Genomic DNA, 25,457 nt, shown 5'->3' on the forward strand with positions numbered 1-25,457 from the left:
CCACGTCAATTGGATCGACGGATTTTCAAGGACATATCGTTTCCGACAGCGACGCTGTCATGGCCGTCATGCGGGTTGAGATTCCCGCATGCCTAGGCAAGACTGCGGTGTTTCGAAAGTTTCAATAACGCCAAAACGGGAGATCCAACGTGAAGATTGGTGCACCCAAGGAGCATGCCTCCGGGGAGGCGCGTGTTGCGCTGACCCCGGAAAGCGCGCAACAGATCCAGAAGCTGGGACACGAATGCCTGATCGAAGCCGGCGCCGGTGCGGCCGCCGGTTTCGATGACGACGCCTACCGTTCGGTCGGCGTCACCGTCGTCGACGGGGCCGAGGCGCTGTGGAACGCCGCCGAGGTGGTGGTCAAGGTCCGCGAGCCCGTCGAGGATGAGGTCGGCTACCTGGGCAAGGGCAAGACCCTGATCTCGTTCTTCTGGCCCGCCCAGAACGAGCCGCTGCTCGAGCGCTGCCGCGACACCGGCGCCAACGTCATCGCCATGGACATGGTGCCGCGCATCTCGCGGGCTCAGAAGATGGACGCCCTGTCCTCCACGGCCAACATCGCCGGCTATCGCGCGGTGATCGAGGCGGGCAACCAGTTCGGGCGCTTCTTCACCGGTCAGGTGACCGCCGCGGGCAAGGTGCCGCCGGCCAAGGTGCTGATCGTCGGCGCCGGCGTCGCGGGCCTCGCCGCCATCGGTACCGCGACCAGCCTGGGCGCCGTGGTGCGCGCCTTCGACGTGCGCCCCGAGGTGGCCGAGCAGATCGAGTCCATGGGTGCCGAGTTCCTGTTCCTCGACTTCGAGGACAGCCAGGACGGCTCGGGCAGCGGCGGCTATGCGGCGCCCTCCAGCCCCGAGTTCCGCGAGAAGCAGCTGGCGCTGTTCCGCGAGCAGGCCCCGGACGTCGACATCGTCATCACCACCGCGCTGATCCCCGGCCGCCCGGCGCCCAAGCTTTGGCTCGAGGACATGGTCAAGGCCATGAAGCCGGGCTCGGTGATCGTCGACCTGGCCGCCGAGAAGGGCGGCAACTGCGACCTGACCGTGCCCGACGAGCGCATCGTCACCGACAACGGCGTGATCGTGGTCGGGTACACCGACTTCCCGTCGCGCATGGCGACCCAGGCCTCGCTGCTCTACGCCACCAACATCCGCCACATGCTGACCGACCTGACGCCGGAGAAGGATGGCGTCATCCACCATGACATGGATGACGACGTCATCCGTGGGTCCACGGTGGCCTTCGAGGGCGACATCACCTTCCCGCCGCCGCCGCCCAAGGTGCAGGCGATCGCCGCGGCCAAGCCGAAGCCGAAGGAGCCCGAGCCGACGCCGGAGGAGAAGAAGGCCGCCGAACACGCCGCCTTCGTCTCCCAGACCAAGCGTCAGGCGACGCTGCTGGGCGTGGGCGGCGCGCTGATGCTGCTGCTCGGCCAGGTGGCCCCGGCGTCGTTCATGTCGCACTTCATTGTCTTCGCCCTGGCCTGCTTCGTGGGCTTCCAGGTGATCTGGGGCGTCAGCCACTCGCTGCACACCCCGCTGATGGCCGTGACCAACGCCATCTCCGGCATCATCGTGCTCGGCGCGGTGCTGCAGATCGGCTCCGGCAGTGCCCTGGTGAGCCTGCTCGCCGGCATCTCGGTGCTGATCGCCACCATCAACATCGTGGGGGGCTTCCAGGTCACGCGCCGGATGCTCGCCATGTTCCAGAAGTCCTGAGGCCGGAGATCAAGAGATGTTGAGTCAAGGATTCGTATCCGCCGCCTCGATCGCGGCAAGCGTACTGTTCATCCTCTCGCTGGGGGGCTTGAGCAACCAGGAGAAGGCCAAGCGCGCCGTCTGGTACGGCATCATCGGTATGGGCGTGGCCGTCTTCTTCACCGGCCTCGGGCCGGGCATCGGCGGCTACTGGTGGATGCTGCCGATGATGGCCATCGGCGCCGTCATCGGTGCCTACCTGGCGAAGAAGGTCGAGATGACCGAGATGCCGCAGCTGGTGGCGGCCCTGCACAGCTTCGTCGGCCTGGCCGCGGTGTTCGTCGGCCTCAACGCCGACCTGGAGCGCCGCCGCGTACTGGCCAGCCAGCTGGCCGGGGAAGGCACCGAGGGCTTCTCGGCCTTCGCCGCCCTGGTGGCGAAGAAGACCCCGGCGGAGCTCACCTTCCTGCAGATCGAGGTGGTGCTCGGCGTGTTCATCGGCGCGGTGACCTTCACCGGCTCGGTGATCGCCTTCGGCAAGCTGGCCGGCAAGGTCGACGGCAAGCCGAAGCAGCTGCCCGGCGGCCACCTGCTGAACGCCGCCGCCGCGGCCGCCTCCGTGGGGCTGGCGGTGCTCTACCTCAACGGGGCGGGCGTCTGGACCCTGCTGCTGCTGGCCCTGCTGGCGTTCTTCATCGGCTGGCATCTGATCATGGGCATCGGCGGCGCCGACATGCCGGTGGTGGTGTCGATGCTGAACAGCTACTCCGGCTGGGCCGCGGCGGCCATCGGCTTCACGCTGTCCAATGACCTGCTGATCGTCACCGGTGCCCTGGTGGGCTCCTCCGGTGCGATCCTCTCCTACATCATGTGCAAGGCGATGAATCGCAACTTCGTCAACGTGATCCTGGGCGGCTTCGGCGGCAGCCAGGGGCCGGCGGCGGAGATCGAGGGCGAGCAGGTCGCGATCGACACCGCCGGTGTGGCCAGCGCGTTGAACGATGCCGACAGCGTGGTCATCGTGCCGGGCTACGGCATGGCGGTGGCCCAGGCGCAGAACGCGGTCAGCGAGCTGACCCGCAAGCTGCGCAGTGCCGGCAAGGAAGTGCGTTTCGGCATCCACCCGGTCGCCGGCCGCCTGCCGGGGCACATGAACGTGCTGCTGGCCGAGGCCAAGGTGCCCTACGACATCGTGCTCGAGATGGACGAGATCAACGACGATTTTGCCAGCACCGACGTGGTGATCGTCATCGGCTCCAACGACATCGTCAATCCGGCCGCCCAGGAAGACCCCAACAGCCCGATCGCCGGCATGCCGGTGCTGAAGGTCTGGGAAGCCAAGAACGTGTTCGTCTGCAAGCGTGGCCAGGGCACCGGCTACTCCGGCATCGAGAACCCGCTGTTCTTCAAGGAGAACACCCGGATGCTCTACGGCGATGCCCGTTCGAGCATCGACACCCTGGTGCCGCTGATCGATTGATCCGCCCTGCGGGCCGCTCCGGCGGCCCGACACCAGCCGTCAGGACGCCCCCACTGGGGGCGTTTTTCGTTACAATCGCCGGACCATTTCCACTCCCGGGGCGACCATGTCCGACGATCGCAGCAATCCTGATCGCAGCAGCGATGATCGCAGTCAGCGGGTGGCGGTGCTCGGGGGCGGCAGCTTCGGCACCGCGCTCGCCAGCATCGCCGCCGACAACGGCTTCGAGGTGCGCCAGTGGCTGCGCGACCCCGCGCTGGTCGAGCAGATCAACCGCGAGCATCGCAACGGCCGCTACCTGCCCGACTATGCCATCAATCCCGCCGTGAAGGCCTCGAGCGCCTTCGAGGACGTGCTGCCCGGCGCCGGCCTGGTGCTGGTGGCGATTCCGTCCCAGGCCTTCCGTCAGGTGGTGCGTCAGGCGCTGCCCTGGCTGACGCCGTCCCAGATACTGGTCAGCACCACCAAGGGCATCCAGGAAGACGGCTTCAAGCTGATGAGCCAGCTGCTCGAGGAGGAGACCGGCTTCGCGCACATCGGCGTGCTCTCCGGCCCCAACCTGGCCACCGAGGTCGCCGAGCGCCAGCTCACCGCCACGGTGATTGCCAGCGACGACCCGCTGACCCGCACCCGGGTGCAGACGGCGCTGGGCTGTGACTATTTCCGCGTCTATGCCAGCAACGACCGCTACGGCGTCGAGCTGGGCGGGGCGCTCAAGAACGTCTATGCCATCGCCGCCGGAATGGCCGCGGCGCTGGGCATGGGCGAGAACACCCGCAGCATGCTGATGACCCGGGCGCTGGCCGAGATGAGCCGCTTCGCCGTGTCCCAGGGCGCCAATCCCATGACCTTCCTCGGCCTGGCCGGGGTCGGAGACCTGATCGTCACCTGCTCGTCGAGCCGTTCGCGCAACTACCGGGTCGGCTTCGCGCTGGGCGAGGGGCGCACCCTCGACGAGGCCGTCGAGGCACTGGGCCAGGTCGCCGAAGGCGTCAATACCGTGCGCCTGGTGCGCGACAAGTCCCGCGAGGAGGGCGTCTACATGCCGATCGCCGAGGGGCTCTATCAGGTGCTGTTCGAGGGCGTGCCCGCGCGTGAGATGGCGCGTCTGCTGATGCGTGGCGAACAGAGCAGCGACGTGGAGTTCGTGCTCTCGCGCGAGAACGTCCAGCAGGACCATCGCGACACCGGAGGCCCGCATGGCTGAACCGTTGTTGATCATGCGCCATGGCGAAGCGGGGCCGGGCAGCCCCGATGCGGCCCGCGAGCTGACCGTCCGCGGCCAGGAAGAGGCCGCGGGCATGGGCGCCTGGTTGGCGGGGCGAACGGATCTCGACCTCGCGCGCCTGCGGCTGGTGGCGAGCCCCTATCGCCGCGCCCAGCAGACCGCGGAGCGCGTGGGCGAGGCTCTCGGCGTGCCGGCGGAGACGCTGCCCTGCATCACCCCGGACGATCCGCCCCAGGCCGTGGTCGACTGGCTGCTCGAGCAGGACGACGACCGCCCGCTGCTGCTGGTCAGCCATATGCCGCTGGTCGGCGCGCTCACGGGGCTGCTGGTCGAGGGGCGCGGCGATCGCGGTCTCGGCTTTCCCACCGCCGCCGTCGCAGAGCTCGACGCCGAGGTGCGGGCCGCCGGCTGCGCGCGACTGGCCCGTTTCACGTCACCCGCCGACATCGCTTGAGTGAAGGAAGGGCTGAAACCATGAGCTATATCGTCAACAACCGCATCCATGTGAATCCGGGCTTCGAGGACGCGTTCGAGGCGCGCTTCCGGGCCCGCGCCGGGGAGATCGACAAGCAGCCGGGATTCGTCGCCATGCGCGTGCTGCGCCCTCAGGGCAACCAGGCCCCCTACGTGGTGGAGACCGAGTGGGAAAGCCAGGAGGCCTTCCGTGCCTGGGTCGGCAGCGACGACTTCAAGCGCGCCCACGCCAATCCGCTGCCGGCGGAGGCCACCGCCGAGGGCGGCGGCATCGAGCAGTTCGCGGTGGTCGAAGGCACCGTGGCCGGCGGCTATCGCTGATCCGCGATGCCTGCCATGCCAGCATCACGACGGCGCCCCAGGGGCGCCGTCGTCGTCTCGGGCGGCCGCCTCGGCTAGATCAGTCCGGCCAGCCTCAGCACGAAGACGCCTAGGGTCACGGTCACGCTGGCCATCAGCGTGGTCATGGCGATGATGTTGGCGGTCAGGGTCTCGTCGTTGCCCATGGCCTTGGCCATCACGAAGGCCGCCGCCGCCGTGGGACTGGCGAAGAACAGGAACATCACGCCCAGTGCCGGCCCGGTGAAGCCCGCCGCCACCGCCAGCAGCGTCGCCACGGCGGGCACGGCCACCATCTTGGCCAGGCTGGCGCTGACGGTGGTGCGATAGCCCTTCCTGAGGGCGCGGGTGGAGAGGGTGGCGCCGATGCAGATGAGGGCCAGGGGCAGGGTCAACGAGGCGAAGTAGTCGCCGGTGGTGGTCAGCCAGTCGGGCAGCGGCACCTCGAAGATGGCGAAGGGCGTGGCGGCAAGCACGGCCAGGATCAGCGGGTTGGTCACGATGTGGCGCACGATATGGGCCCAGTCGACGCCTCGTCCTCCCGTTTCGCGGGGCTGGTAGGTGGCCAGCACGATGACCGAGAGCACGTTGTAGCTGAGAATCACCACGCCGAGCAGCAGCCCCGCCAGCGAGATGCCGGCATCGCCGTACATGCCGGCGGCCAGGGCCAGCCCCACGATGCCGCAGTTGCCGCGGAACGCGCCCTGAACATAGACTCCGCGCAGCGGGCGCCGCACCCGCAGCAGGGCCCAGCCCCAGGCCGCGGCGAAGCTCAGCAGGGTGGCCAGGGTGAAGAACGCCAGCATCCAGGGGTCGAGCGTCGCCTCCAGATCGGTCCCGGCCAGGCCGAAAAACAGCAGGGTCGGCAGGGTGCCCCGAAAGACCAGCTTCGATGCCGTGTCGACGAAGGCCTGATCGATCCAGCGAAGACGCTTCAGCCCGATGCCGATGAAGACCATGGCGAAGACTGGCAGGGTGATGTTCAGCGTCGAGAGGAAGATATCGATCAGGGGCATGAGGCGTCCGGGGGTGGCGGCGGTTGTTAAACTAAAGTCGTATATGGTGTCGCCAAATCGATGTGTTGGCTAATAATTTCCCGCTATTGAATGCATGTCTCATGACGCACGTTCAAGTCTCATTGCCCGAAACGGCGCCGGCAGGGCGCTTGCACTTTAGTCTCGACTCATGCCGACTGACTTGCCCTACCATTAGGAGGCTCGATAGTTTTCTATTTTGTGTGATGTATGACATGAGCCCTGTGCCTCGTGTCGCCATGAGCCGGACGCAAGGAGGCATCGGCGACCGTCAGCCTGCCACCCCGGCGGCCTTCCTGGCCGTGCCTGGATGAGGTGCCCGGATGCGCCAAGCGTTCCGTCGATCGACAATGTGGTGGAGCCCGCAGTGATGAAAACGCAAAACCTGGTGGTCGTGCACGAGCTGTATCCGGCGCTCGTCGAGGCCCTCTCCGACGCGTTCAATCTGACGCATTTCACGAGGCTGGTCGACGATCAGGACCGCGCCGCCTTCGAGGAGGCCATGGCCCAGGCCGATGCCTATCTGGGGTCGAACGTGGCGTTCACCGAGGCACTGCTGGACAAGGCGCCCCGCCTCAGGGTGGTGGCCAGCGTTTCGGTCGGTGTCGACAGCTACCCGATCGAGGCCATGCGCGAGCGTGGCATCGTGCTGACCAACACGCCGGACGTGCTGACCGAATCCACGGCCGATACCGGTTTCCTGCTGCTGATGATGGCGGCGCGTCGCGCCGGCGAGATGCTGCGCAAGGTTCGCGGTCATGAATGGACGGCCTCGCTCTCGCGCGAGGACTTCGGCGTCGACGTCCACGGCAAGACCCTGGGCATCGTGGGCCTGGGACGCATCGGGCAGGCGGTGGCACGGCGCGGCCACGACGGCTTCGGCATGTCGGTGAACTATACCAACCGCTCGGCCAAGCCGGAGGTGGAAGACGCGCTCGAGGCCCGTCGTGTCGATCTCGAGACCCTGTTCCGCGAGTCCGACTTCATCTGCGTGACCGTCCCCCTGTCGGCAGAGACCGAAGGGCTGATCGGACGCGAGCACTTCGCGCTGACCCGGCCGCATGCCGTCTTCGTCAACATCTCCCGCGGCAAGGTGGTGCGCGAGGATGAGCTCGTCGCCTGCCTGCAGGACGGTACCCTCCACTGTGCGGGACTGGACGTGTACGAGCGGGAGCCGCTGTCCACGGCGTCGCCCCTGATGACGCTCGACAATGCCGTGTGCCTGCCTCACATCGGTTCCTCGACCTTCCAGACGCGTAATGCCATGTGCGATCTGGCGGTGGACAACGTCAAGCGGGTGCTGGCCGGCGAGGGAGCGATCACCGCCGTTTGAGCAAGACGATGCGTGGCGCTGTTTTTTCTACTGCCGGGCAGACCGATCTTCGGTCTGCCCGTTTTTCTTAGGGGAGCCTTTCCCGGCGTGAGGGTCGGCATCAGGCGGCTCGAGGGGCGCTGGTGCGATGCTGCAGGTGATGCGACTTTAGTCTATACACGACTTTGGGCTTATTGCCAGGCCGGCGCAGGGTGACTAATTTCTCACTTTGTATGATGTATGACATGAGGAACCCGCCTCCTCGTGTTATCCCGAGGCTGACAAGAGGACGATCTGGTGACCTTTACCCGCGAAGATGTCAAACAAGCGATCAGCGATGGACTGCTGTCCTTCCCGATCACCGATTTCGACGCCGAAGGGCGTTTCGATGCCGAGAGCTATCGGCAGCGTCTGGAGTGGTTCATCAGCCACGAGATCTCGGCGGTGTTCGTCGCCGGCGGCACCGGGGAGTTCTTCAACCTGTCCCAGGACGAGTTCCGCGAGATCGTGCGTCTGGCGGTGAAGGTCGTCGACGGCAAGCTCCCGGTCATCGCCAGCGCCGGTCTGAGCGTGGCCACCGGCAGCGCCTTCGCGAAGATCGCCGAGGAAGAGGGCGCCGACGGCATCCTGCTGATGCCGCCGTACCTGACCGAGTGCCCCCAGGACGGTCTGGTGGAGTACGCGCGCCAGATCTGTGACTCGACCTCCATCAGCGTCATCTACTACAACCGTGCCAACGGCATCATGAAGCCGGACGCGGTGAAGCGCCTGGCCGATGCCTGCCCCAACCTGATCGGCTTGAAGGATGGCAAGGGCGACATGCAGGCCCTCAACCGGATCATCCGCACCGTGGGCGACCGGCTGGCCTACGTGGGTGGCGTGCCCACCGCCGAGATCATGGCCGAGGCCTACCTGGCCGTGGGCGTGAACACTTACTCCAGCGCGGTGTTCAACTTCGTGCCCGACATGGCGGTGACCTTCTACAAGGCGCTGCGGGCCGGCGACAGCGACACCGTGCGGCGCATTTCCCGCGACTTCTTCCTGCCTTTCGTCGATCTGCGCGACCAGAAGTCCGGCTATGCGGTCAGCCTGATCAAGGCCGGTGCCGAGATCATTGGGCGTCCCGCCGGCAGCGTTCGCGCGCCGCTCGAGATGCCGAATGCCGAGGAACGGGAACGACTGGCTACGCTGGTCGAGACCGCCAAGGGCTACTAAGAGCAAGAGCCCGAACTTCACCCACTCTCAACAATGACAGCGAAGAGGTGAAACATGAGCATGCCCAGCATCTGCAAGACACTCGGAACCTCCGTCCTGATGGCCGGCATGGCGTTCGGCAGTGCCGCCGCCATGGCCGCCGACGGTCCGCTGCGCGGCAATGTGCGCGTGGTGATCGGCTCGACCTCCACGGGCGGTGATACTTACCAGAACTCCAGCATCGTCGCCGATGCCCTGGCCGAGCACCTCGACATCAACATGAAGGTGGATGCCGTCGGTGCGAGCTCGGCTTTCCGCTTTCTGGATCGCGATGCGCGCGGCAACACCCTGATGATCTTCCACGATCAGTCCTACCTCGGAAACCTGTACGGCGTTCAGGGGTACGACGACATCTTCGAGAAGTACACCATCGGGCCGACCGTCGCCATCAACCCGGGCAATGCCTACCTGGTGCCCAAGGACTCGCCCTACGAGACCCTGGACGACGTGATCGCGGCGGTCGGTAACGGTGAGGAAGTGCGTGTCGCCATCCAGCCCGGCGGCGTCTCGGAAATCGGCTTCAGCGCCCTGAAGAATGCCATCGCCATCGAGCATCCGGGCATGGAAGACAACCTGGTGGCCGTCAACACCGGCTCTCAGGCCGACAAGAACCAGCAGCTCTTCGATGACCAGGCCGACATGATCAATGGCACCGTGCAGGCCAACGAGCAGTACACGCGCCTGCCGGAAGACGACCAGAAGGCCATGCGCTTCCTGTGGCTGACCGCGCGTCAGGGCACCATCGAACAGGCGCCGGAAGACGGTCTCGGCCAGACCACTCGCGAGCAGCTGCTGCAGTACGTCGAGCCCAATGTGTCCGTGCCGATGGGCAACGGCAACAACTTCACCTTCGATAAGGAATTCTTCTTCCTTTACAACAAGGACATGGATCAGGCCATCGTCGACCAGATCGACCAGGCGCTCGCCGAGATCTATGCCGAAGGTGAGATCCAGGAGACCCAGAAGAACTCCTTCTTCATTCCCAACTTCAAGCCGTCCGACGAAGCCGCCCAGTATCTGGAGACCAAGATGTCCGTCTACGAGGACATCATCACCAACATCCAGTAAGGCAGGGTCGCCGGCGGGGAAGCCCGCCGGCGCTCGCGGCTGCTGCTTCATTCCCATAACGATCGAAAGGCCGCCTGACGAGAGCCTTCACCGGAGCCGCCATGGAATCAGGACTGTCATCCCTGCTGAGTGTCTCGATCGACTTCGAGACCTCCCATCTGTTCTTCCCCCATATCATTCACTGGGTGATGGGCATCCTCTTCGCCCTGGTCCTGGTGCTCAACGTCGTGCCTTTCCTCGCCGCCGTCAGGCGAGGTGACAGGACGCTGCCGATCCTCGGCGAGTCCATGGACAAGTTCCGCTTCTTCGGCACCCTGGCGCTGATCTCCGCCTATTTCTATCTGATGGCGGTGGTCGGCAACGTCTTCCCCTATACGGGCTACGGCTTTTTGTTCGTGTCGATGCCTTTTCTCTTCCTGATGTCGCTGATGTACATGCACACCAGGACCCGGCGCAAGGTCCTCACGGCCGGCATCAACGCGCTCGTGGCACCGACGCTGGCGTGGTTCATCCTCGCCAAGCTGTTCCAGATCACCCTGCCGTAGCGGAGTCCTTCCCATGCTCGATATCCTGTCGCTACTCGATATCACCTTCTTCCTGCTGGCGGCCCTGGGGGCCCTGGTCGGCATCGTCTTCGGTGCCATCCCCGGGATGACCGCGACCATGGCCGTGGCGGTGTGTCTGCCGCTTACCTACGCGCTCGGGCTCAACCACGGCCTGGCGCTGCTGCTGGGCCTCTATGTGGGCGGCATCTCCGGCGGCATGGTGCCGGCCGTGCTGCTCAACATTCCCGGCACGCCGTCGTCCATCACCACCACCTTCGACGGCTTCCCCATGGCCCAGAAGGGTGAGGGCGAACGCGCCCTGCGGGTCTGCGTGGTGGCCTCGCTGGTCGGCGGACTCATCAGCGCCGCCGTGCTGTTCCTGTTCGCGCCGCTGCTGGCCGAGTTCTCGATCAAGTTCTCCTACGTCGAGAAGTTCCTGATCATCCTGCTGGCGCTGACCGTCATCGCCTCCATGTCGCGCAACATGCTGGTGGGCATCTTCAGCGGCGTGCTGGGCATCTGGCTGAGCCTGATCGGTACCTACAGCATTTCCGACGGCGGCAACGGCCATACCCGTCTGATGTTCGACTTCCTCGAGCCCTACCTCTTCGAGGGCTTCTCCCTGCTGCCGGTGCTGATCGGCATCTTCGGCATCGCCACCATCCTTCTCGAGGCGGAGGAGGGCATCAAGGGCGGCCTGGGCGGCAAGCACGTCAAGTTCGGCAAGGGCGGCGGTTTCTCCTTCGGCATCTTCAGGGGCCGGCTGACCAACCTGGTGCGTTCCTCCTTCATCGGGACCTTCGTCGGCATGCTGCCGGGCGTCGGCGGCAGCGCCGCCTCGGTGCTGGCCTACACCCAGGAGAAGAACCTCTCGCGCGACTCCGACGAGATGGGCAAGGGCGCTCCCCAGGGGCTGATCGCTTCCGAGTCGGCCAACAACGCCCTGACCGGCGGTGCGCTGATCCCCCTGCTGTCGCTGGGCATTCCGGGAGATTCCACCACGGCGGTGTTGATCGGCGCCTTCACGCTCCAGGGCATCCAGGTCGGGCCGCTGTTCATCCCGGAGAACGCCGACACCTGGTACGTGATGATGACCGCCCTGGTGTTCGCCAACATCGTGATGTTCTTCCTGATGTTCTATGCCATCAAGCACATCGCCAAGGTGGTGCTGGTGCCCAAGTACATCCTCTACCCGATCATCGTGATGATGTGCGTGGTCGGTGCCTATGCGATCAACTACGGCATCATGTTCGACGTCTGGACCCTGCTGATCTTCGGCGTGCTGGGCTACCTGATCCAGAAGGTCGGCCTCGAGGTCGCCCCGCTGATCATCGGCTTCATCCTCGGTGGCCAGGCGGAGATCTACTTCGTTAAGAGCCTGGAATCGGCCGGTAGCTACGGCATCTTCTTCACCAAGAGCCCGATCGCCGTGGTGCTGTGGGGATTGATCGCCGCCTCCGTGGCCTTCTCGGTGATCATGAGCCTGAAGAGTCGCGCCCACCGCCGCATGGAGAGCCCCCAATGAGTGCCACGCAGACGTCGGACGGCCGCATGACATCATCGACGAACGCTCCCCGCGTGATTCGTGTCCATCCCGGTGACAACGTGGCGGTCGTCGTCCGCCAGGGCGGGCTGGCGGACGGGGATCGCATCGAGGGCGGTATCGTGCTCTGCCAGCCGGTGCCACAGGGCCACAAGGTCGCGCTGGTGGCGCTGTCGGAGGGCGACGCCGTGATCCGCTACGGCGAGGTCATCGGTACCGCCGCCGTAGGGATTCCCCAGGGCGGTCACGTCAACGAGACCAACCTGCACATGCCCACGCCGCCGGCCCTGGAAGACCTGCCGCTCGCGACGCGCCCTGCGCCCGAGACGCCGCCGCTCGAGGGCTATACCTTCGAGGGCTTCCGCAATGCCGACGGCAGCGTCGGCACCAAGAACGTGCTCGGCATCACCACCAGCGTGCAGTGCGTGGCCGGCACCGTCGATCACGTGGTCCAGCGCATCAAGCGCGAGCTGCTGCCGCGCTTCCCCAACGTCGACGACGTGGTGGGGCTCAACCACAGCTACGGCTGCGGCGTGGCGATCAACGCGCCGGCCGCGGTGGTGCCGATCCGCACCCTCAAGAACCTGGCCCGGAACCCGAACTTCGGCAACGAGGTGATGGTCATCGGGCTCGGCTGCGAGAAGCTGCAGCCCTCGACCCTGGTCGATGATCGCCCGGTAAAGCTCTATGAGAACACCGCGGCGGCCGACCCGGAGGCCAACGTCCTCAGCCTGCAGGACGAGTCCTTCGAGGGTTTCGGCGAGATGATCGAGGGCATCATGGCGATGGCCGAACGTCATCTCGAGCGCCTCGATCGTCGCCGCCGCGAGACCTGCCCGGCCTCCGAGCTGGTGGTCGGCATGCAGTGCGGCGGCAGCGATGCCTTCTCCGGGCTGACCGCCAACCCCGCAGTGGGCTTCGCCACCGACCTGATCGTGCGCGCCGGGGGCAGCGTGATGTTCTCCGAGGTCACTGAGGTCCGCGACGCCATCCATCTGCTCACGCCGAGGGCCGTGGATCCCGAGGTCGGTCAGGCGCTGATCGACCAGATGGCCTGGTACGACGACTACCTGTCCCAGGGCCAGGCGGATCGCAGTGCCAACACCTCGCCGGGCAACAAGAAGGGCGGGCTCTCCAACATCGTCGAGAAGGCCCTGGGGTCGGTGATCAAGTCCGGCGACTCGTCGATCGTCGACGTCATCGGTCCTGGCGAACGGGTGCGCAGGCGCGGCCTGACCTTCGCCGCGACCCCGGCCAGCGACTTCATCTGCGGCACCCTGCAGGCCGCCGCGGGCATGAACCTGCAGGTCTTCACCACCGGCCGCGGCACGCCCTACAACCTGCCGATGACGCCCGTCATCAAGGTCGCCAGCAATTCCACCCTGGGACAGCGCTGGCACGACCTGATCGATCTCGACGCCGGGCGCATCGCCACCGGCGACGCCACCATCGAGGAGATGGGCTGGGAGCTGTTCCACCTGATCCTCGACGTGGCCAGCGGCCGCCGCCGGGTCGCCGCCGACCGGCTGGGCCTTTACAACGACCTGGTGCTGTTCAATCCCGCGCCGGTGACCTGACCGTCTGATGGTTATTTCGACCGTTACAAGAAGAGGCAATGCCATGTTTCCCAAGATCACCAAGATGAACATCGTGCCGGTCGCCGGCGAAGACGGTTTCCTGCTCAACCTGAGCGGCGGCCATGCGCCCTGGTTCATCCGCTGCGTGCTGGTGCTGGAGGACGAGTCCGGCAACCGCGGCGTGGGCGAGATTCCCACCAGCGAGGGCATCCAGAAGGGCCTGGACAAGTGCCGCGGCCTGGTCGAAGGCGCGCGCGTCAACGAGGTCAAGCAGGTGCTCAGCCGCTGCCGTGACCTGCTGGCTCAAGGCGGCCCCGAGGAGCGCGGTCGCCAGACCTTCGACCTGCGCGTGGCCGTACACGTCATCACCGCCATCGAGTCGGCGCTGTTCGATCTCTTCGGCCAGGCGCTGGGCATGCCGGTCGCCGACCTGCTGGGCCAGTACGGTCGCCAGCGCGACGAGGTCGAGGCCCTGGGCTACCTGTTCCTGCTCGGCGACCCGGACAAGACCGACCTGCCGTACCCGCGCGTGACCGACCCGGTCGATGCCTGGGACGAGGTCCGCTATCGCGAGGCCATGACGCCGGATGCCATCGCCAACCTGGCCAAGGCCGCCTACGACCGCTACGGCTTCAGGGACTTCAAGCTCAAGGGCGGCGTGCTGCGCGGCGAGGAAGAAGCCGACTGCATCCGTGCGCTGCACGAGGCCTTCCCCGAGGCGCGCCTGACCCTGGACCCCAACGGGGCCTGGAAGCTGGACGAGGCGGTGCGCGTGCTGGAGCCGATCAAGCACCTGCTCAGCTACGCCGAGGATCCCTGCGGCCAGGAAGGCGGCTTCTCCGGCCGCGAGACCATGGCGGAGTTCAAGAAGCGCACCGGGCTGCCCACCGCCACCAACATGATCGCCACCGACTACAAGCAGCTGCAGCTGGCCGTGCAGCTCAACTCGGTCGACATCCCGCTGGCCGACTGCCACTTCTGGACCATGCAGGGCGCCGTGGCCGTGGGTGAGCTGTGCAACGAGTGGGGCATGACCTGGGGCTCGCACAGCAACAACCACTTCGACATCTCCCTGGCGATGATGACCCACGTGGCCGCTGCCTGCCCGGGCGAGATCACCGCCATCGACACCCACTGGATCTGGCAGGACGGCCAGCGTATCACCAAGGATCCGCTCCAGATCCGCGACGGCAAGCTGAGCGTGCCGAAGGCACCGGGCCTCGGCATCGAGCTGGACGACGACAAGCTCATGGAAGCCCACGAGAAGTACAAGCGCCTCGACGTCACCCAGCGCAACGACGCCATGGCGATGCAGTACCTGATCAAGGGCTGGGAATTCGATCCCAAGCGTCCGGCCCTGGTGCGCTGAGGCGCGAGCGTCGACGAGAGCCGGCGGCAAGCGGCTCGATGGTATGGCATGTCGATTTAGCATGCTAACGTTTTATACTGCTAGACGGCGTGGCGACGGATGTCGCCCCGTCTGACCCGAACGGCGCCGATCCGGCGCCCTACGACAGGAGAAGCCGCATGACCCTGGAAGGCAAGCAACTGATCGGCCAGCAGGCCGTGCTCAGCGACGGCAAGGCGATCCAGGCCGTCGATCCCGCCACCGGCGAGACCCTGTCCCCGGTCTATCCCGGGGGTGGCCAGGCCGAGGTCGAGCGCGCCTGCGAGCTGGCCTGGGCCGCCTTCGATGCCTACCGCGAGACCGGCCTCGAGGCCCGCGCCGCGTTCCTCGAGACCGTGGCCGACGAGATCGAGGCCATCGGCGATGAGCTGATCACTCGCGCCATGGCCGAGTCCGGCCTGCCGCGGGCCCGCCTGGAAGGCGAGCGCGGCCGCACCTGCGGCCAGCTGCGCCTGTTCGCCAAGGTCGTGCGCGCCGGCGAGTGGCTCGACGTGCGCCTCGATCCGGCGCTGCCGGAGCGTCAGCCGATGCCCCGCGTCGACCTGCGCCAGCGCCACATCGCCCTGGGTCCGGTGGCCGTGTTCGGCGCCTCCAACTTCCCGCTGGCGTTCTCCGTGGCCGGCGGCGACACCGCCTCGGCGCTGGCCGCCGGCTGCCCGGTGGTGGTCAAGGCCCACTCCGCCCACCCCGGCACCTCCGAGCTGGTCGGCCGCGCCGTGCAGCGCGCCGTGGCCAAATGCGAGCTGCCCGAGGGCGTGTTCTCGCTGCTCTACGGCTCCGGCCGCGAGGTCGGCCAGGCACTGGTGCGCGACGCGCGCATCAAGGCCGTGGGCTTCACCGGCTCCCGCGGCGGCGGCACCGCGCTGATGCAGGCCGCCCAGGAGCGCCCCGAGCCGATCCCGGTCTACGCCGAGATGAGCTCCATCAACCCGGTGTTCCTGCTGCCGGAAGCGCTCCAGGCGCGTGGCCAGGCGCTGGGCGAGGCCTTCGTCGGCTCGCTGAACATGGGCGCCGGCCAGTTCTGCACCAATCCCGGCCTGGTGATCGCCGTCAAGGGCGAGGCGCTGGATGCCTTCGTGGCGTCCGCCGCCGAGGCGGTGAAGGGCTCCGCGGCCCAGACCATGCTGACCCCGGGCATCCATGACGCCTACGTGCAGGGCGTCGACGGCCTGGTCGCCAGCAGCAAGGCCCGCGAGATCGCCCGCGGCAACGCCGGCGAGGGCCCCAACGCCTGCCAGACCGGGCTGTTCGTGGCCTCCGCCGAGGACTTCATGAGCGACGAAGCGCTGCAGGCCGAGGTCTTCGGCGCCACCTCGCTGGTGGTCGAGTGCGCCGACCTGGACGAGGTCAAGCGCGTGGCCGAATCGCTGGAAGGCCAGCTCACCGCCACCCTGCAGATGGACGACGCCGACCTGGACGCGGCCCGCGCGCTGCTGCCGACCCTCGAGCGTCGCGCCGGCCGGGTGATGGCCAACGGCTGGCCCACCGGCGTCGAGGTGTGCCACGCCATGGTCCACGGCGGCCCGTACCCGGCCACCTCCGACGCCCGCACCACCTCGGTGGGCAGCGCGGCGATCCATCGCTTCCTGCGCCCGGTGTGCTACCAGAACCTGCCCCAGGGCCTGCTGCCCGAGGCGATCCAGGACGGCAACCCGGCCGGCGTCAGCCGCCTGGTCGACGGCCAGCGCGAGGCCTGAGTCGCATCACTCTGATTGGCAAGCAGTAGTTTCTTGGCGGCCCTCGGGCCGCCTTTTTTGTAGGCCGGTGCCGTACCGCTGACTGACATGAGGCCCAGATACAGAGGGTCAGACGAGCCCGAGAGCCTTTAGCGCGAAGACGCCCGTGCTGATGGTGAAGAGGCTGATCAGGGTGCTGACCACGATGATGCTGGCGGCCAGCTCCGCATTGGCGCCGGCGCCACGGGCCATGACGTAGGCCACGGCGGCACTGGGGCTGCCCAGGAACAGGAAGAGGATGCCGAGTTCGGGGCCACGAAAGCCCATCGGCAGGGCCAGCAGGACGCCGAGAGCCGGCATCAGCAGGACCTTCCACAGGCTGGCTTCGAGGGACAGTGCGCTGCTCTGCTTGATGGCGGACACGCTGAGGCCGCCGCCGATGCAGATCAGCGCCAACGGCAGCGACAGTGAGGCCAGGTAGTCGCCCGAGGTCATCAGCCAGGCCGGCAGTTCCACACGCATATAGGTGAGGGGGAGTGCTGCCAGGATGCCGAGGATGAGGGGGTTGGTGGCGACATCCTTGAGAATGGCGAGCGGATGCGAGCTGATGGTGGGGCTGTAGACCGCCAGCACGATCGCGGACAGCACCAGATTGAGCACGATGATGGCGCCGGCCATGAGGCCGCCGAGGGACAGGCCGAGATCGCCGTACATGCTCGCCGCCAGCGCCAGGCCGACGATGCCGCAGTTGCCGCGGAAGGCGCCCTGGACGAAGACGCCACGGTCCTCGTGCCGGCAGCGGGGGAGTGCCCATAGCCATATCAGCCCAAAGGCCAGGGTCGAGATGCCCAGGTAAAAGCCGACCAGTTCGAGGTTGAGCGTGCGGCCCGGCTCCGCGCGCAGGATGCTCAGGAACAATAGCGTCGGCATGGTGGCCTTGAACACCAGGCTCGAGGCGGTATTCACGAAGGCCTGATCGATCCAGCCCAGGCGTTTCAGGAGTGCGCCGATGAACACCATGGCGAAAACGGGGAGGCTGACTTCCAGTGTCCCGTGTAGAACGTCGCCCATCTTGCTGTTTCCTCCCTGTTTGCTTTTGATACGCCGGCCAGAGCTTTGCGGGCGTTATTTATGTGTCTTATTTGTATGATGTATTACATAAGAAGGGGCGGCAAGTGTCTGATCGATTGAGGATCATGTTCGAATCGTCAGAGAAGGATGCTGTTTTGCGTCGTTTCGGAGTCGAAGCTGTCTTTTAGCACTTTGGTATAAATGACCTTGGAAACGCTTGTCAGTCATATGCGCCCCGACTAGCTTGTCATTCATATTATGTATTACTTGGAGTGTTTCCCTCTCGGTTTCGTGAAGAATCGTAATAAAAAGGGCCTCTTTAAACTTGATGAATCAAGCCGGTATCTCGGCGTTGTCATCGGTGAATGTCGTCGGGAGAGGCCGCTTCGCCACACCCTGAGTGGAATCCTCAATGGCCAGATGGCTTCCTGCCCAGTGCCCTCGGCATTGGGTTCGATCACCGGCGCATGGCGCATGTTTCTGACGGCGCATCTTGCTGGAGGGGATCTGTCAGGAAGCAACAGAACAGCCGATGAAGCTGTTGCATGTCGTCCGGCGACGGCAAGACAAAAAACCACAATACGCTATCTCATCCTGCACTCGAGGAGTTTGCCATGCTGACCAACAAGATCATCAAGACCAGCAGAACCCTGAAAGTGTTCGCCCTGGCCGGCATCGCGTCGGCCGTCTCGATGTCGGTACAGGCCGAGCAGTGGCGCGGTTGGAACATCCATCCGCCGTCCTATCCGAACAGCATGGCGCTGGAGAGCTTCGCCGAGGAGGTGGCGGAGAACACCGATGGCAGGATCGAGCCCAAGGTGTACCACAATGGCGTACTGGGCGCTCAGCCCGATGCCATCGAGCAGACCCGCAACGGGGCCCTGAATTTCGCCAACTTCAACATGGGCCCGATGGGGCCGATCGTGCCGGCGACGAACATCCTCTCGCTGCCGTTCATCTTCCAGAGCCCGGATGACATGTATCGGGTGATGGACGGGGACATCGGCGAACGCTTCGCCGAGGCGCTGGAAGAGAAGAACCTGGTGGCTCTCTCCTGGTTCGGCTCGGGGGCGCGCAGCCTCTACAACACCGATCATCCGGTGACAACGCCCGGGGACGTCGAGGGGCTCAAGGTCCGAGTCATGAACAATGACCTCTACGTGCAGATGATCGATGAACTGGGTGGCAACGCCACGCCGGTGGCCTACAGCGAGGTCTATCAGTCGCTCAAGACCGGTGTCATCGACGGCGCCGAGAACAACTACCCCTCCTTCGAGTCCAGCGGCCACTACGAGGTGGCGAAGTATTATTCCCTCACCGAGCACCTGATCCTGCCGGAATGCCTGTGCGTGGCGAAGTCGAGCTGGGACGAGCTGTCCGAGCAGGATCAGGGCATCGTGCGTGAAGCGGCGCAGAACGCGGCCGTGGAGCAGCGTCGGCTGTGGGAAGAGCGGGCCGAGACCAGCCGCCAGCGGGTGCTCGATGACGGCGTGGAGATCAACGAGGTGACGGACAAGTCGGCGTTCCAGGCCGAGATGCAGCCGATCTACGACGACTTCGTCGCCTCGCATCCCGACCTCGAGGCGCTGGTCGAGGATGTTCAGGCCGCCCAGGAATGATCCTGTCCTCTCCCACGAGGGCCCCGGCGTCAGGCCGGGGCTCCCCGAAAGGATCCGACAACGTGAGCGCTTACTCTGATCACACGCAGGAAGCCGGGGAGGACGGCGGTGCTCGTTCGGTGATCGATGTGGGGCTGGACGGTATCGCCCACGCCTGCATCGTCGTGTCGGGCGTGCTGCTGGTCTTTCTGATCGCGTCCTTCGGCTGGCTGGTCTTCGGCCGCTACGTGCTCAACGACACGCCGACCTGGGTGGAGCAGTCGTCGCTGCTGATCGTGGTCTACGTGACCTGCCTGGGGGCCGCCGCCGGGGTGCGCAACAAGAGCCACCTCAGCATCGAGTTCATTCGCGACGGGCTGCCGGCCCTGCCTCGTGCGCTGATGTGCCATGTGGCCGATCTCTTCGTGGCTCTGTTCGGGGTCTTCATGGCCTGGCAGGGCGGGATCATGGTGCTGGACAACCTCCAGCGGCCGATCCCGATGATCGGGCTCTCCGAGAGCTGGCGTGCGCTGCCGCTGGTCATCAGCGGTGGGCTGATGATGCTGTTCGCCGCCGTCAACATCGTCCAGCGCCTCGTCGCGCCTACCGGGAGGTGATCCATGGGACTCGCGATTCTCTTCGGCGTCTTCTTTCTGGGGCTGATCGCCGGCGCGCCGGTGGCCTTCGCCGTGGGCCTGGCGTCGATCGTCACCTTTCTCTATGAAGGCTTCCCTCTGTTCGTCGGCTTCCAGCGCATTCTCTCCGGCATCTCGGTGTTCTCGCTGCTGGCGATTCCCTTCTTCATCTTCGCCGGCGAGCTGATGCTTCATGGCGGCATCTCCAACCGGCTGGTACGGCTGGCCTCGGCGGCGGTGGGGCGCATGCGTGGCGGGCTCGGCATGGTCAACGTCTCGTCGTCGATGCTGTTCGGCGGCATCTCCGGCTCGGCGGTCGCCGATACCTCGGCCTTGGGCTCGATCCTGGTGCCGGTGATGAAGGAGAAGGGCTACGATGCCGACTATGCGGTCAACGTCACCGTGACCTCCTCGGTGGCCGGGGTGGTGATTCCACCCAGCCACAACATGATCCTCTACGCCGTGGCCGCCGGTGGCGGCATCTCGGTGACCCAGCTGTTCATCGCGGGCATCGTCCCCGGCATCCTGATGTGCCTGGCCCTGGCCGTCGCGGCCTACGTGGTGGCCGTCAAGCGGGGCTACGCCGGCGAGGCCTTTCCGGGCTGGCAGGCGCTGGCCGTGAGCTTCGCCGCGGCGCTGCCCGGCCTGCTGACGGCGGTGATCATCGTCGGTGGCGTGCTGTCCGGCATCCTGACGGTGACCGAGTCCGGCGCCTTCGGGGCCATCTACGCCATCGTGATCACGGGGCTGGTCTATCGTGAACTGCGCTGGGCATCGTTCAAGCAGGCTGTCTACCAGTCGGTGCGCACGACCTCGCTGGTGATGATTCTGGTGGGCTGTGCCTCGGCGTTTTCCTACCTGCTGGCGCTGTACAGCGTGCCGGAGATGCTGAGCCACGCGCTGCTGGCGATCTCCGACAATCCCTACGTGATCCTGCTGATGCTCAACCTGCTGCTGCTCGGCCTGGGCATGATCATGGACATGGCGGCGCTGATCCTGATCTGTACGCCGATCTTCCTGCCGGTCGCCACCCAGTTCGGCATGGATCCGATTCAGTTCGGCATCATTCTGATGATCAACCTGGGGCTTGGGCTGTGCACTCCGCCGGTGGGGTCCTGCCTGTTCGTCGGCAGCGTGATCGGCAAGATCCGGATCGAGCAGGCGGTCCGCACCATCTGGCCCTTCTACCTGGCGCTGTTCGCGGTGCTCATGCTGGTCACCTACGTGCCGGCGGTGTCGTTGCTGCTGCCGTCCTTCTTCCAGTAAGGCTTCTCGTACACGAAAGGATTCCTCGATGAAGATCGAACGCGTGCAGACGCATGTTCTCGATTATCGGCTCGATCAGGCCTTCGAGAGCGCCTCGATGCGCTTCGAGCGGCGCCAGCACTGTCTGGTCGAGATCGTCTGCGACGACGGCACCGTGGGCTGGGGAGAATGCCTGGGACCGGCCAGGGCCAACGCCACCATCGTCGGGCTCTATGCCGACGCCCTGGTCGGGGCCGATCCCCTCGAGACCGAGAAGCTCTGGCTCGACCTCTACCACCGTCTGCGCGACCAGGGGCAGCGCGGCCTGACCATGACGGCCCTGAGCGGCATCGACATCGCGCTGTGGGACATCAAGGGCAAACGCTACGGTGCGCCGGTCAGCGAGCTGCTCGGCGGGCGCTTCCGCGAGGAGATTCGCGCCTACGCCACCGGCTCGTTCCGCCGTGACGGCGTGGACCGGGTGCAGGATGTCGCTGAGGAGGTGGCCGGCCATGCCCGGGAGGGTTTCCACGGCGTCAAGATCAAGATCGGCTTCGACGTCGAGGAGGACCTGCGCGTCATCGCCGCCGTGCGCGAGGCCATCGGCCCCGAGCGGCGGCTGATGATCGATGCCAACCACGGCTATGACGTGCTGGAGGCGATCGAGGTCGGCAAGCGCGCCGAGCGCTTCGGCATCGACTGGTTCGAGGAGCCGGTGTTGCCCGAGCAGCTTGAGGCCTATCGTGCCGTGCGCCAGGGCCAGCCGATCCCCGTCGCCAGCGGCGAGAACTGGCACGGCCGCTACGCCATGCTCGAGCCGCTGGCGACCCGGGCGGTGGACATCGTCCAGCCCGACGTCTGCGGCGTCGGTGGCGTCAGCGAGATGCGCCGCGTGGCCGACATGGCGGCGATGTTCGGCGTGCGCCTGGTGCCGCACGTCTGGGGCACGGCGGTCTGCATCGCCGCCAGCCTGCAGTGCATGGCCGCGCTGCCGCCCAACCCGCCGCGGCGTCGCCCCATCGAGCCGATCATGGAGTTCGATCGCACCACCAACCCCTTCCGTCAGGCCGTGGTCGAGGCGCCGCTCGAGCATCGGGACGGCGTCATGCGCATTCCCGACGGGCCGGGGCTGGGCATCGCCATCGACCGTGATGCCTTGCAGCGGTTCGCGCTAGTGGAGGAGGGCGCATGACCGGGTTGCCCGCCGGCACGCGGCGCGCTGCAAGGCTTCGACTCCGCCTGACAGCGGAGCGACGCTGATCCTGTTTTTCCATTCGCTTCCGTGTCCAAGAGGGCCGGTAGCGACTCGAACGCGAAGGAGGTAACAGATGTTGAATCGGATTCTGGTCACCGGCGCCGCCGGCGGCGTAGGCAAGGCCATTCGCCCCCATCTCTCGCGCTTGGCTCATCGAGTGCGCCTGTCGGACGTCGCCGACCTGGGCGAAGCGGCCGAGCACGAGGAACTCGTGCCCTGCGACCTGGCCGACGCTCAGGCGGTCAAGGCGCTGATGGCGGACTGCGATGGCGTGATTCACCTGGGCGGCGTGTCGGTGGAGAAGCCTTGGGAGGGGGTCCTGCAGTCGAACATCATCGGGGTCTACAACCTCTATGAGGCGGCGCGCGACCTGGGCAAGCCGCGCATCGTGTTCGCCAGTTCCAACCATACGATCGGCTTCTATCCGCGCACCACGCGCATCGACAGTCGGGTGCCGCACCGTCCCGACTCCCTGTATGGCGTCTCCAAGTGCTTCGGCGAGGACCTAGCCAGCCTCTATCACGACAAGTTCGGCGTCGAGACGCTGAGCGTGCGCATCGGCTCCTGCTTTCCCAAGCCGGCGGACACCCGAATGCTGGCGACCTGGCTGAGCGTGGAGGACTTCGTCGCCCTGCTCGAGCGCGCCTTCGCCGCCCCGAAGCTGGCCTACACGGTGGTCTATGGTGCCTCCGCCAACGCCGAGCGCTGGTGGGACAACAGCCAGGCCGCGTTCCTCGGCTGGACGCCCCGCGACAGCTCCGAACCCTGGCGCGTGGAGGTCGAGGCCGAGGCCGGCGAGATCGAGCCCGACGACCCGGCGGTGGTCTACCAGGGCGGCAAGTTCGTGACCCTCGGCCATCCCGACGACTGAGCGATGCCTCGCTGGCGCCTCGCCCGATCGACGCGGCAGACCGCCGGCACTTGTCCTGGGGCGGGCGCCGCGCATGAGGCGTCAACCAACCAAAGAGGGGGAGCTGTCATGGACAAGACCGTCACCCTGTCGCTGGGCGCCCTGGAAACGCTGAGTCGGGAGCTGTTGACCCGGCACGGATTCGACGAGGCGCATGCCGATGCCATCACGCGCAGCGTCGTCGCGGCGCAGCGTGACGAGTGTCACTCCCATGGGGTCTATCGGCTGATCGACTGCGTCGAGACGCTGCGTCGAGGAGGCGTCAGCCCCGATGCGACGCCCTACGTCCTGGATGTCTCGCCCGGCATCGTGCGCGTCGATGCCGGCCAGGGCTGTTCGCTGCTGGCCTTCGAACGCGCCCGCCCGGCGCTCATCGACAAGGCCCGCGAGCACGGCGTGGCGCTTCTGGCGCTCAACAACGCCTTCCATTTCTCGGCGCTATGGCCCGAGGTGGAGTCGCTGGCGGACGCCGGGTTGGTGGCGCTGGCGATGACGCCCAGCCATGCCTTCGTCGCGCCGGCGGGCGGGCAGAGGCCGTTGCTCGGCACCAACCCCATCGCTTTTTCATGGCCGCGTCCCGATGGGATGCCCTTTACCTTCGATTTCGCCACCAGCGTGGTGGCCCGCGGCGAAATCGAGCTGCACCGTCGGGCCGGCGATACGATTCCCGAGGGCTGGGCGCTGGATGCGCAAGGGCGCGCCACCCTCGATCCTGACGCAGCGCTGAATGGCGCCATGCTGACGTTCGGAGGATACAAGGGATCGGCGTTGTCGATCATGATAGAGCTGCTCGCAGGCCCGTTGATTGGCGATCTGTTGGGTCATGAGACGTCGCCGGCCAACGAGGAGAGGGCCGGACGGCCCTGGCATGGGGAGTTGATCGTGGTGATCGATCCGCACAGGCTGCTTGGCGATGAGGCGGCGCGTCATCTCCAGCATGCCGAGGCGCTCTTCGCAGGCGTGCTGGAGCAGGGCGCTCGGCTTCCGTCACGGCGTCGTCATGAGGCCCGTCGACGCAGCCGGGAGCAAGGCGTGACGATCCCCCGAGGCCTTCATCAGCAGCTGGTCCGGCTGCGGGATGGCGCTCGAGGCTGAGGCGGCGAGGCGGAAGGTCTATTGGTATGATGTATGATGAATGCCGGTGGCGCCTGTGTCTGTCGTCGGTATCATGTCGGTCATGCGGTGAAACAGTCGGTAAAGGATTCGGAAATGGCGAGATCGTGGGAGGTTCAGCGAGTCAAACGTACGGGCAGCCTGTCCCAGGCGGTCGTGGAGCAGCTCGAGCGTCGCATCACCTCCGGTGAGGTCGCGGTGGGTAGCAAGCTGCCCACCGAGAGCGAGCTGTGCGACGCCTTCGGCGTCAGTCGCACCGTGATTCGGGAGGCGATCACCCATCTCAAGTCGCTGGGGCTGGTCGAGACCCGTCGTGGGGTCGGCACTACGGTGCTGCGCAACGAGGCGGCCGAGGCGCGTCCGGCGGTGCATGTCAGCCCGCGGACCGTGGAGGACATCCTGCAGGTGCTGGAGCTGAGGCTGACCCTGGAGCCGCGGGCCGCCGAGCTGGCTGCCGAGCGGCACGACGAGGAGGATCGTCGGCGGCTGGAGGCGCGTCACGCCGAGTTCATCGCCGCCCAGGCGGCGAACTCCCAGGCTCGGCGCGAGGACTTCGCCTTCCACCACGCGATCATCAAGGCGACCCACAACGACTGCTTCGACCGTCTCTACGAGCCGCTGAGCGACAGTGTCATTCCGCGGGCCAAGCTGCTCAGCGGCGATATCGACCCGCGCGGCACGGCGCGCTATCTGGAGCGGGTGAACGAGGAGCACGTGCGGATTCTGGAGGCCATCCTCGACCGGGACGGCCCGGCGGCGCGCGAGGCGATGCAGCAGCATCTCGAGCGTTCCCGGGCGATGTACGCCCGCTATCGCGAGAGTTGAGGAGCGCCCGAGGCGGCGTTCGGTGGGACGGGGAAGGCGTGCCGCGTCAGCGGGTCAGCCACAGGCCGACCACCACGGCGGCGATCACGGTGGCGAAGAACAGGCGGTTGCGCAGGCGGGTATCGCGGGACGGCTTGTGGGGATTCACGCGGGGCTCCGTTGGGCAG

General features: G+C 66.3%; 22 protein-coding genes. 20 read left to right on the forward strand and 2 right to left on the reverse strand.

Translation table 11 applies throughout. The features are described from left to right. Nucleotides 1-149: 149 nt before the first annotated feature. From C9J49_RS08270 to C9J49_RS08290, 5 genes are all read left to right on the forward strand, one after another. Complete coding sequence (locus C9J49_RS08270) at nt 150-1,721, forward strand: Re/Si-specific NAD(P)(+) transhydrogenase subunit alpha (RefSeq protein WP_046078926.1); 1,572 nt, start codon at nt 150-152, stop codon at nt 1,719-1,721. A gap of 16 nt (nt 1,722-1,737) precedes the next feature. Then, on the forward strand, nt 1,738-3,180 hold the full coding sequence (locus tag C9J49_RS08275) for an NAD(P)(+) transhydrogenase (Re/Si-specific) subunit beta (RefSeq protein ID WP_046078927.1): 1,443 nt from the start codon (nt 1,738-1,740) through the stop codon (nt 3,178-3,180). Between the two features lie 106 nt (nt 3,181-3,286). Then, nucleotides 3,287-4,387, forward strand: coding sequence for an NAD(P)H-dependent glycerol-3-phosphate dehydrogenase (locus tag C9J49_RS08280; protein WP_046078928.1), 1,101 nt, complete (start codon nt 3,287-3,289; stop codon nt 4,385-4,387). Further along, a complete protein-coding gene (gene sixA / locus C9J49_RS08285; RefSeq protein ID WP_046078929.1) occupies nt 4,380-4,862 on the forward strand; it encodes a phosphohistidine phosphatase SixA in 483 nt (160 codons plus the stop codon). Before C9J49_RS08280 ends, sixA begins: the two co-directional genes overlap by 8 nt. Before the next feature lie 20 nt (nt 4,863-4,882). Continuing rightward, nucleotides 4,883-5,203: an antibiotic biosynthesis monooxygenase gene (locus tag C9J49_RS08290; protein WP_046078930.1), complete on the forward strand. Its 321-nt coding sequence runs from the start codon at nt 4,883-4,885 to the stop codon at nt 5,201-5,203. A 74-nt stretch (nt 5,204-5,277) separates the two neighbouring features. Here C9J49_RS08290 and C9J49_RS08295 read toward each other — a convergent pair whose 3' ends face one another. Next, complete coding sequence (locus tag C9J49_RS08295) at nt 5,278-6,237, reverse strand: AEC family transporter (protein ID WP_046078931.1); 960 nt, start codon at nt 6,235-6,237, stop codon at nt 5,278-5,280. Between the two features lie 388 nt (nt 6,238-6,625). Here C9J49_RS08295 and C9J49_RS08300 point away from each other — a divergent pair, with 388 nt between their 5' ends. From C9J49_RS08300 to C9J49_RS08335, 8 genes are all read left to right on the forward strand, one after another. After that, nucleotides 6,626-7,588 carry a D-glycerate dehydrogenase gene (locus tag C9J49_RS08300; RefSeq protein WP_046078932.1) on the forward strand — a complete coding sequence of 321 codons (963 nt, stop codon included), beginning with the start codon at nt 6,626-6,628 and terminating at the stop codon, nt 7,586-7,588. 276 nt (nt 7,589-7,864) lie between these two features. Further along, the gene (gene kdgD / locus C9J49_RS08305; RefSeq protein ID WP_035593089.1) at nt 7,865-8,782 is read left to right on the forward strand and encodes a 5-dehydro-4-deoxyglucarate dehydratase; all 918 of its coding nucleotides are present in this window, start codon (nt 7,865-7,867) and stop codon (nt 8,780-8,782) included. A 54-nt stretch (nt 8,783-8,836) separates the two neighbouring features. Continuing rightward, entirely contained in the window at nt 8,837-9,889 is a 1,053-nt protein-coding gene (locus C9J49_RS08310) for an ABC transporter substrate-binding protein (RefSeq protein ID WP_046078936.1), read from the forward strand. Between the two features lie 101 nt (nt 9,890-9,990). After that, nucleotides 9,991-10,434 (forward strand): tripartite tricarboxylate transporter TctB family protein, encoded by a 444-nt coding sequence (locus tag C9J49_RS08315; protein WP_035593085.1) that lies wholly within the window; start codon nt 9,991-9,993, stop codon nt 10,432-10,434. Between the two features lie 13 nt (nt 10,435-10,447). Continuing rightward, nucleotides 10,448-11,959, forward strand: coding sequence for a tripartite tricarboxylate transporter permease (locus C9J49_RS08320; RefSeq protein ID WP_046078937.1), 1,512 nt, complete (start codon nt 10,448-10,450; stop codon nt 11,957-11,959). A gap of 26 nt (nt 11,960-11,985) precedes the next feature. Next, nucleotides 11,986-13,554 (forward strand): galactarate dehydratase, encoded by a 1,569-nt coding sequence (gene garD, locus C9J49_RS08325; RefSeq protein ID WP_046080340.1) that lies wholly within the window; start codon nt 11,986-11,988, stop codon nt 13,552-13,554. Nucleotides 13,555-13,597: 43 nt separating this feature from the next. Then, nucleotides 13,598-14,923: an enolase C-terminal domain-like protein gene (locus tag C9J49_RS08330; RefSeq protein WP_046078938.1), complete on the forward strand. Its 1,326-nt coding sequence runs from the start codon at nt 13,598-13,600 to the stop codon at nt 14,921-14,923. Nucleotides 14,924-15,081: 158 nt separating this feature from the next. Further along, nucleotides 15,082-16,659, forward strand: coding sequence for an aldehyde dehydrogenase (NADP(+)) (locus tag C9J49_RS08335; RefSeq protein WP_107181570.1), 1,578 nt, complete (start codon nt 15,082-15,084; stop codon nt 16,657-16,659). Nucleotides 16,660-16,767: 108 nt separating this feature from the next. Here C9J49_RS08335 and C9J49_RS08340 read toward each other — a convergent pair whose 3' ends face one another. Then, complete coding sequence (locus C9J49_RS08340) at nt 16,768-17,709, reverse strand: AEC family transporter (RefSeq protein ID WP_106489191.1); 942 nt, start codon at nt 17,707-17,709, stop codon at nt 16,768-16,770. A gap of 614 nt (nt 17,710-18,323) precedes the next feature. Between C9J49_RS08340 and C9J49_RS08345 the strand changes: the two genes are divergently transcribed. The 7 genes from C9J49_RS08345 (at nt 18,324) to C9J49_RS08375 (ending at nt 25,290) form a co-directional block, all read left to right on the forward strand. Beyond that, nucleotides 18,324-19,328: a TRAP transporter substrate-binding protein gene (locus tag C9J49_RS08345; RefSeq protein WP_107181571.1), complete on the forward strand. Its 1,005-nt coding sequence runs from the start codon at nt 18,324-18,326 to the stop codon at nt 19,326-19,328. 62 nt (nt 19,329-19,390) lie between these two features. After that, nucleotides 19,391-19,924 carry a TRAP transporter small permease gene (locus C9J49_RS08350; RefSeq protein WP_046078942.1) on the forward strand — a complete coding sequence of 178 codons (534 nt, stop codon included), beginning with the start codon at nt 19,391-19,393 and terminating at the stop codon, nt 19,922-19,924. Between the two features lie 3 nt (nt 19,925-19,927). Further along, nucleotides 19,928-21,208, forward strand: a complete 1,281-nt coding sequence (locus tag C9J49_RS08355) for a TRAP transporter large permease (RefSeq protein WP_107181572.1) — start codon at nt 19,928-19,930, stop codon at nt 21,206-21,208. Between the two features lie 28 nt (nt 21,209-21,236). Then, nucleotides 21,237-22,379, forward strand: a complete 1,143-nt coding sequence (locus C9J49_RS08360) for a mandelate racemase/muconate lactonizing enzyme family protein (protein WP_107181573.1) — start codon at nt 21,237-21,239, stop codon at nt 22,377-22,379. Between the two features lie 136 nt (nt 22,380-22,515). Continuing rightward, nucleotides 22,516-23,313, forward strand: coding sequence for an NAD(P)-dependent oxidoreductase (locus C9J49_RS08365; RefSeq protein ID WP_107181574.1), 798 nt, complete (start codon nt 22,516-22,518; stop codon nt 23,311-23,313). Between the two features lie 108 nt (nt 23,314-23,421). After that, the gene (locus C9J49_RS08370; RefSeq protein WP_107181575.1) at nt 23,422-24,447 is read left to right on the forward strand and encodes an Ldh family oxidoreductase; all 1,026 of its coding nucleotides are present in this window, start codon (nt 23,422-23,424) and stop codon (nt 24,445-24,447) included. 114 nt (nt 24,448-24,561) lie between these two features. Further along, complete coding sequence (locus tag C9J49_RS08375) at nt 24,562-25,290, forward strand: FadR/GntR family transcriptional regulator (RefSeq protein ID WP_046078947.1); 729 nt, start codon at nt 24,562-24,564, stop codon at nt 25,288-25,290. Nucleotides 25,291-25,457 lie beyond the last annotated feature (167 nt).

Source organism: Halomonas sp. SL1 (genome assembly GCF_003030865.2).
In the GTDB taxonomy this organism is placed as follows: Bacteria; Pseudomonadota; Gammaproteobacteria; order Pseudomonadales; family Halomonadaceae; genus Halomonas; species Halomonas halophila.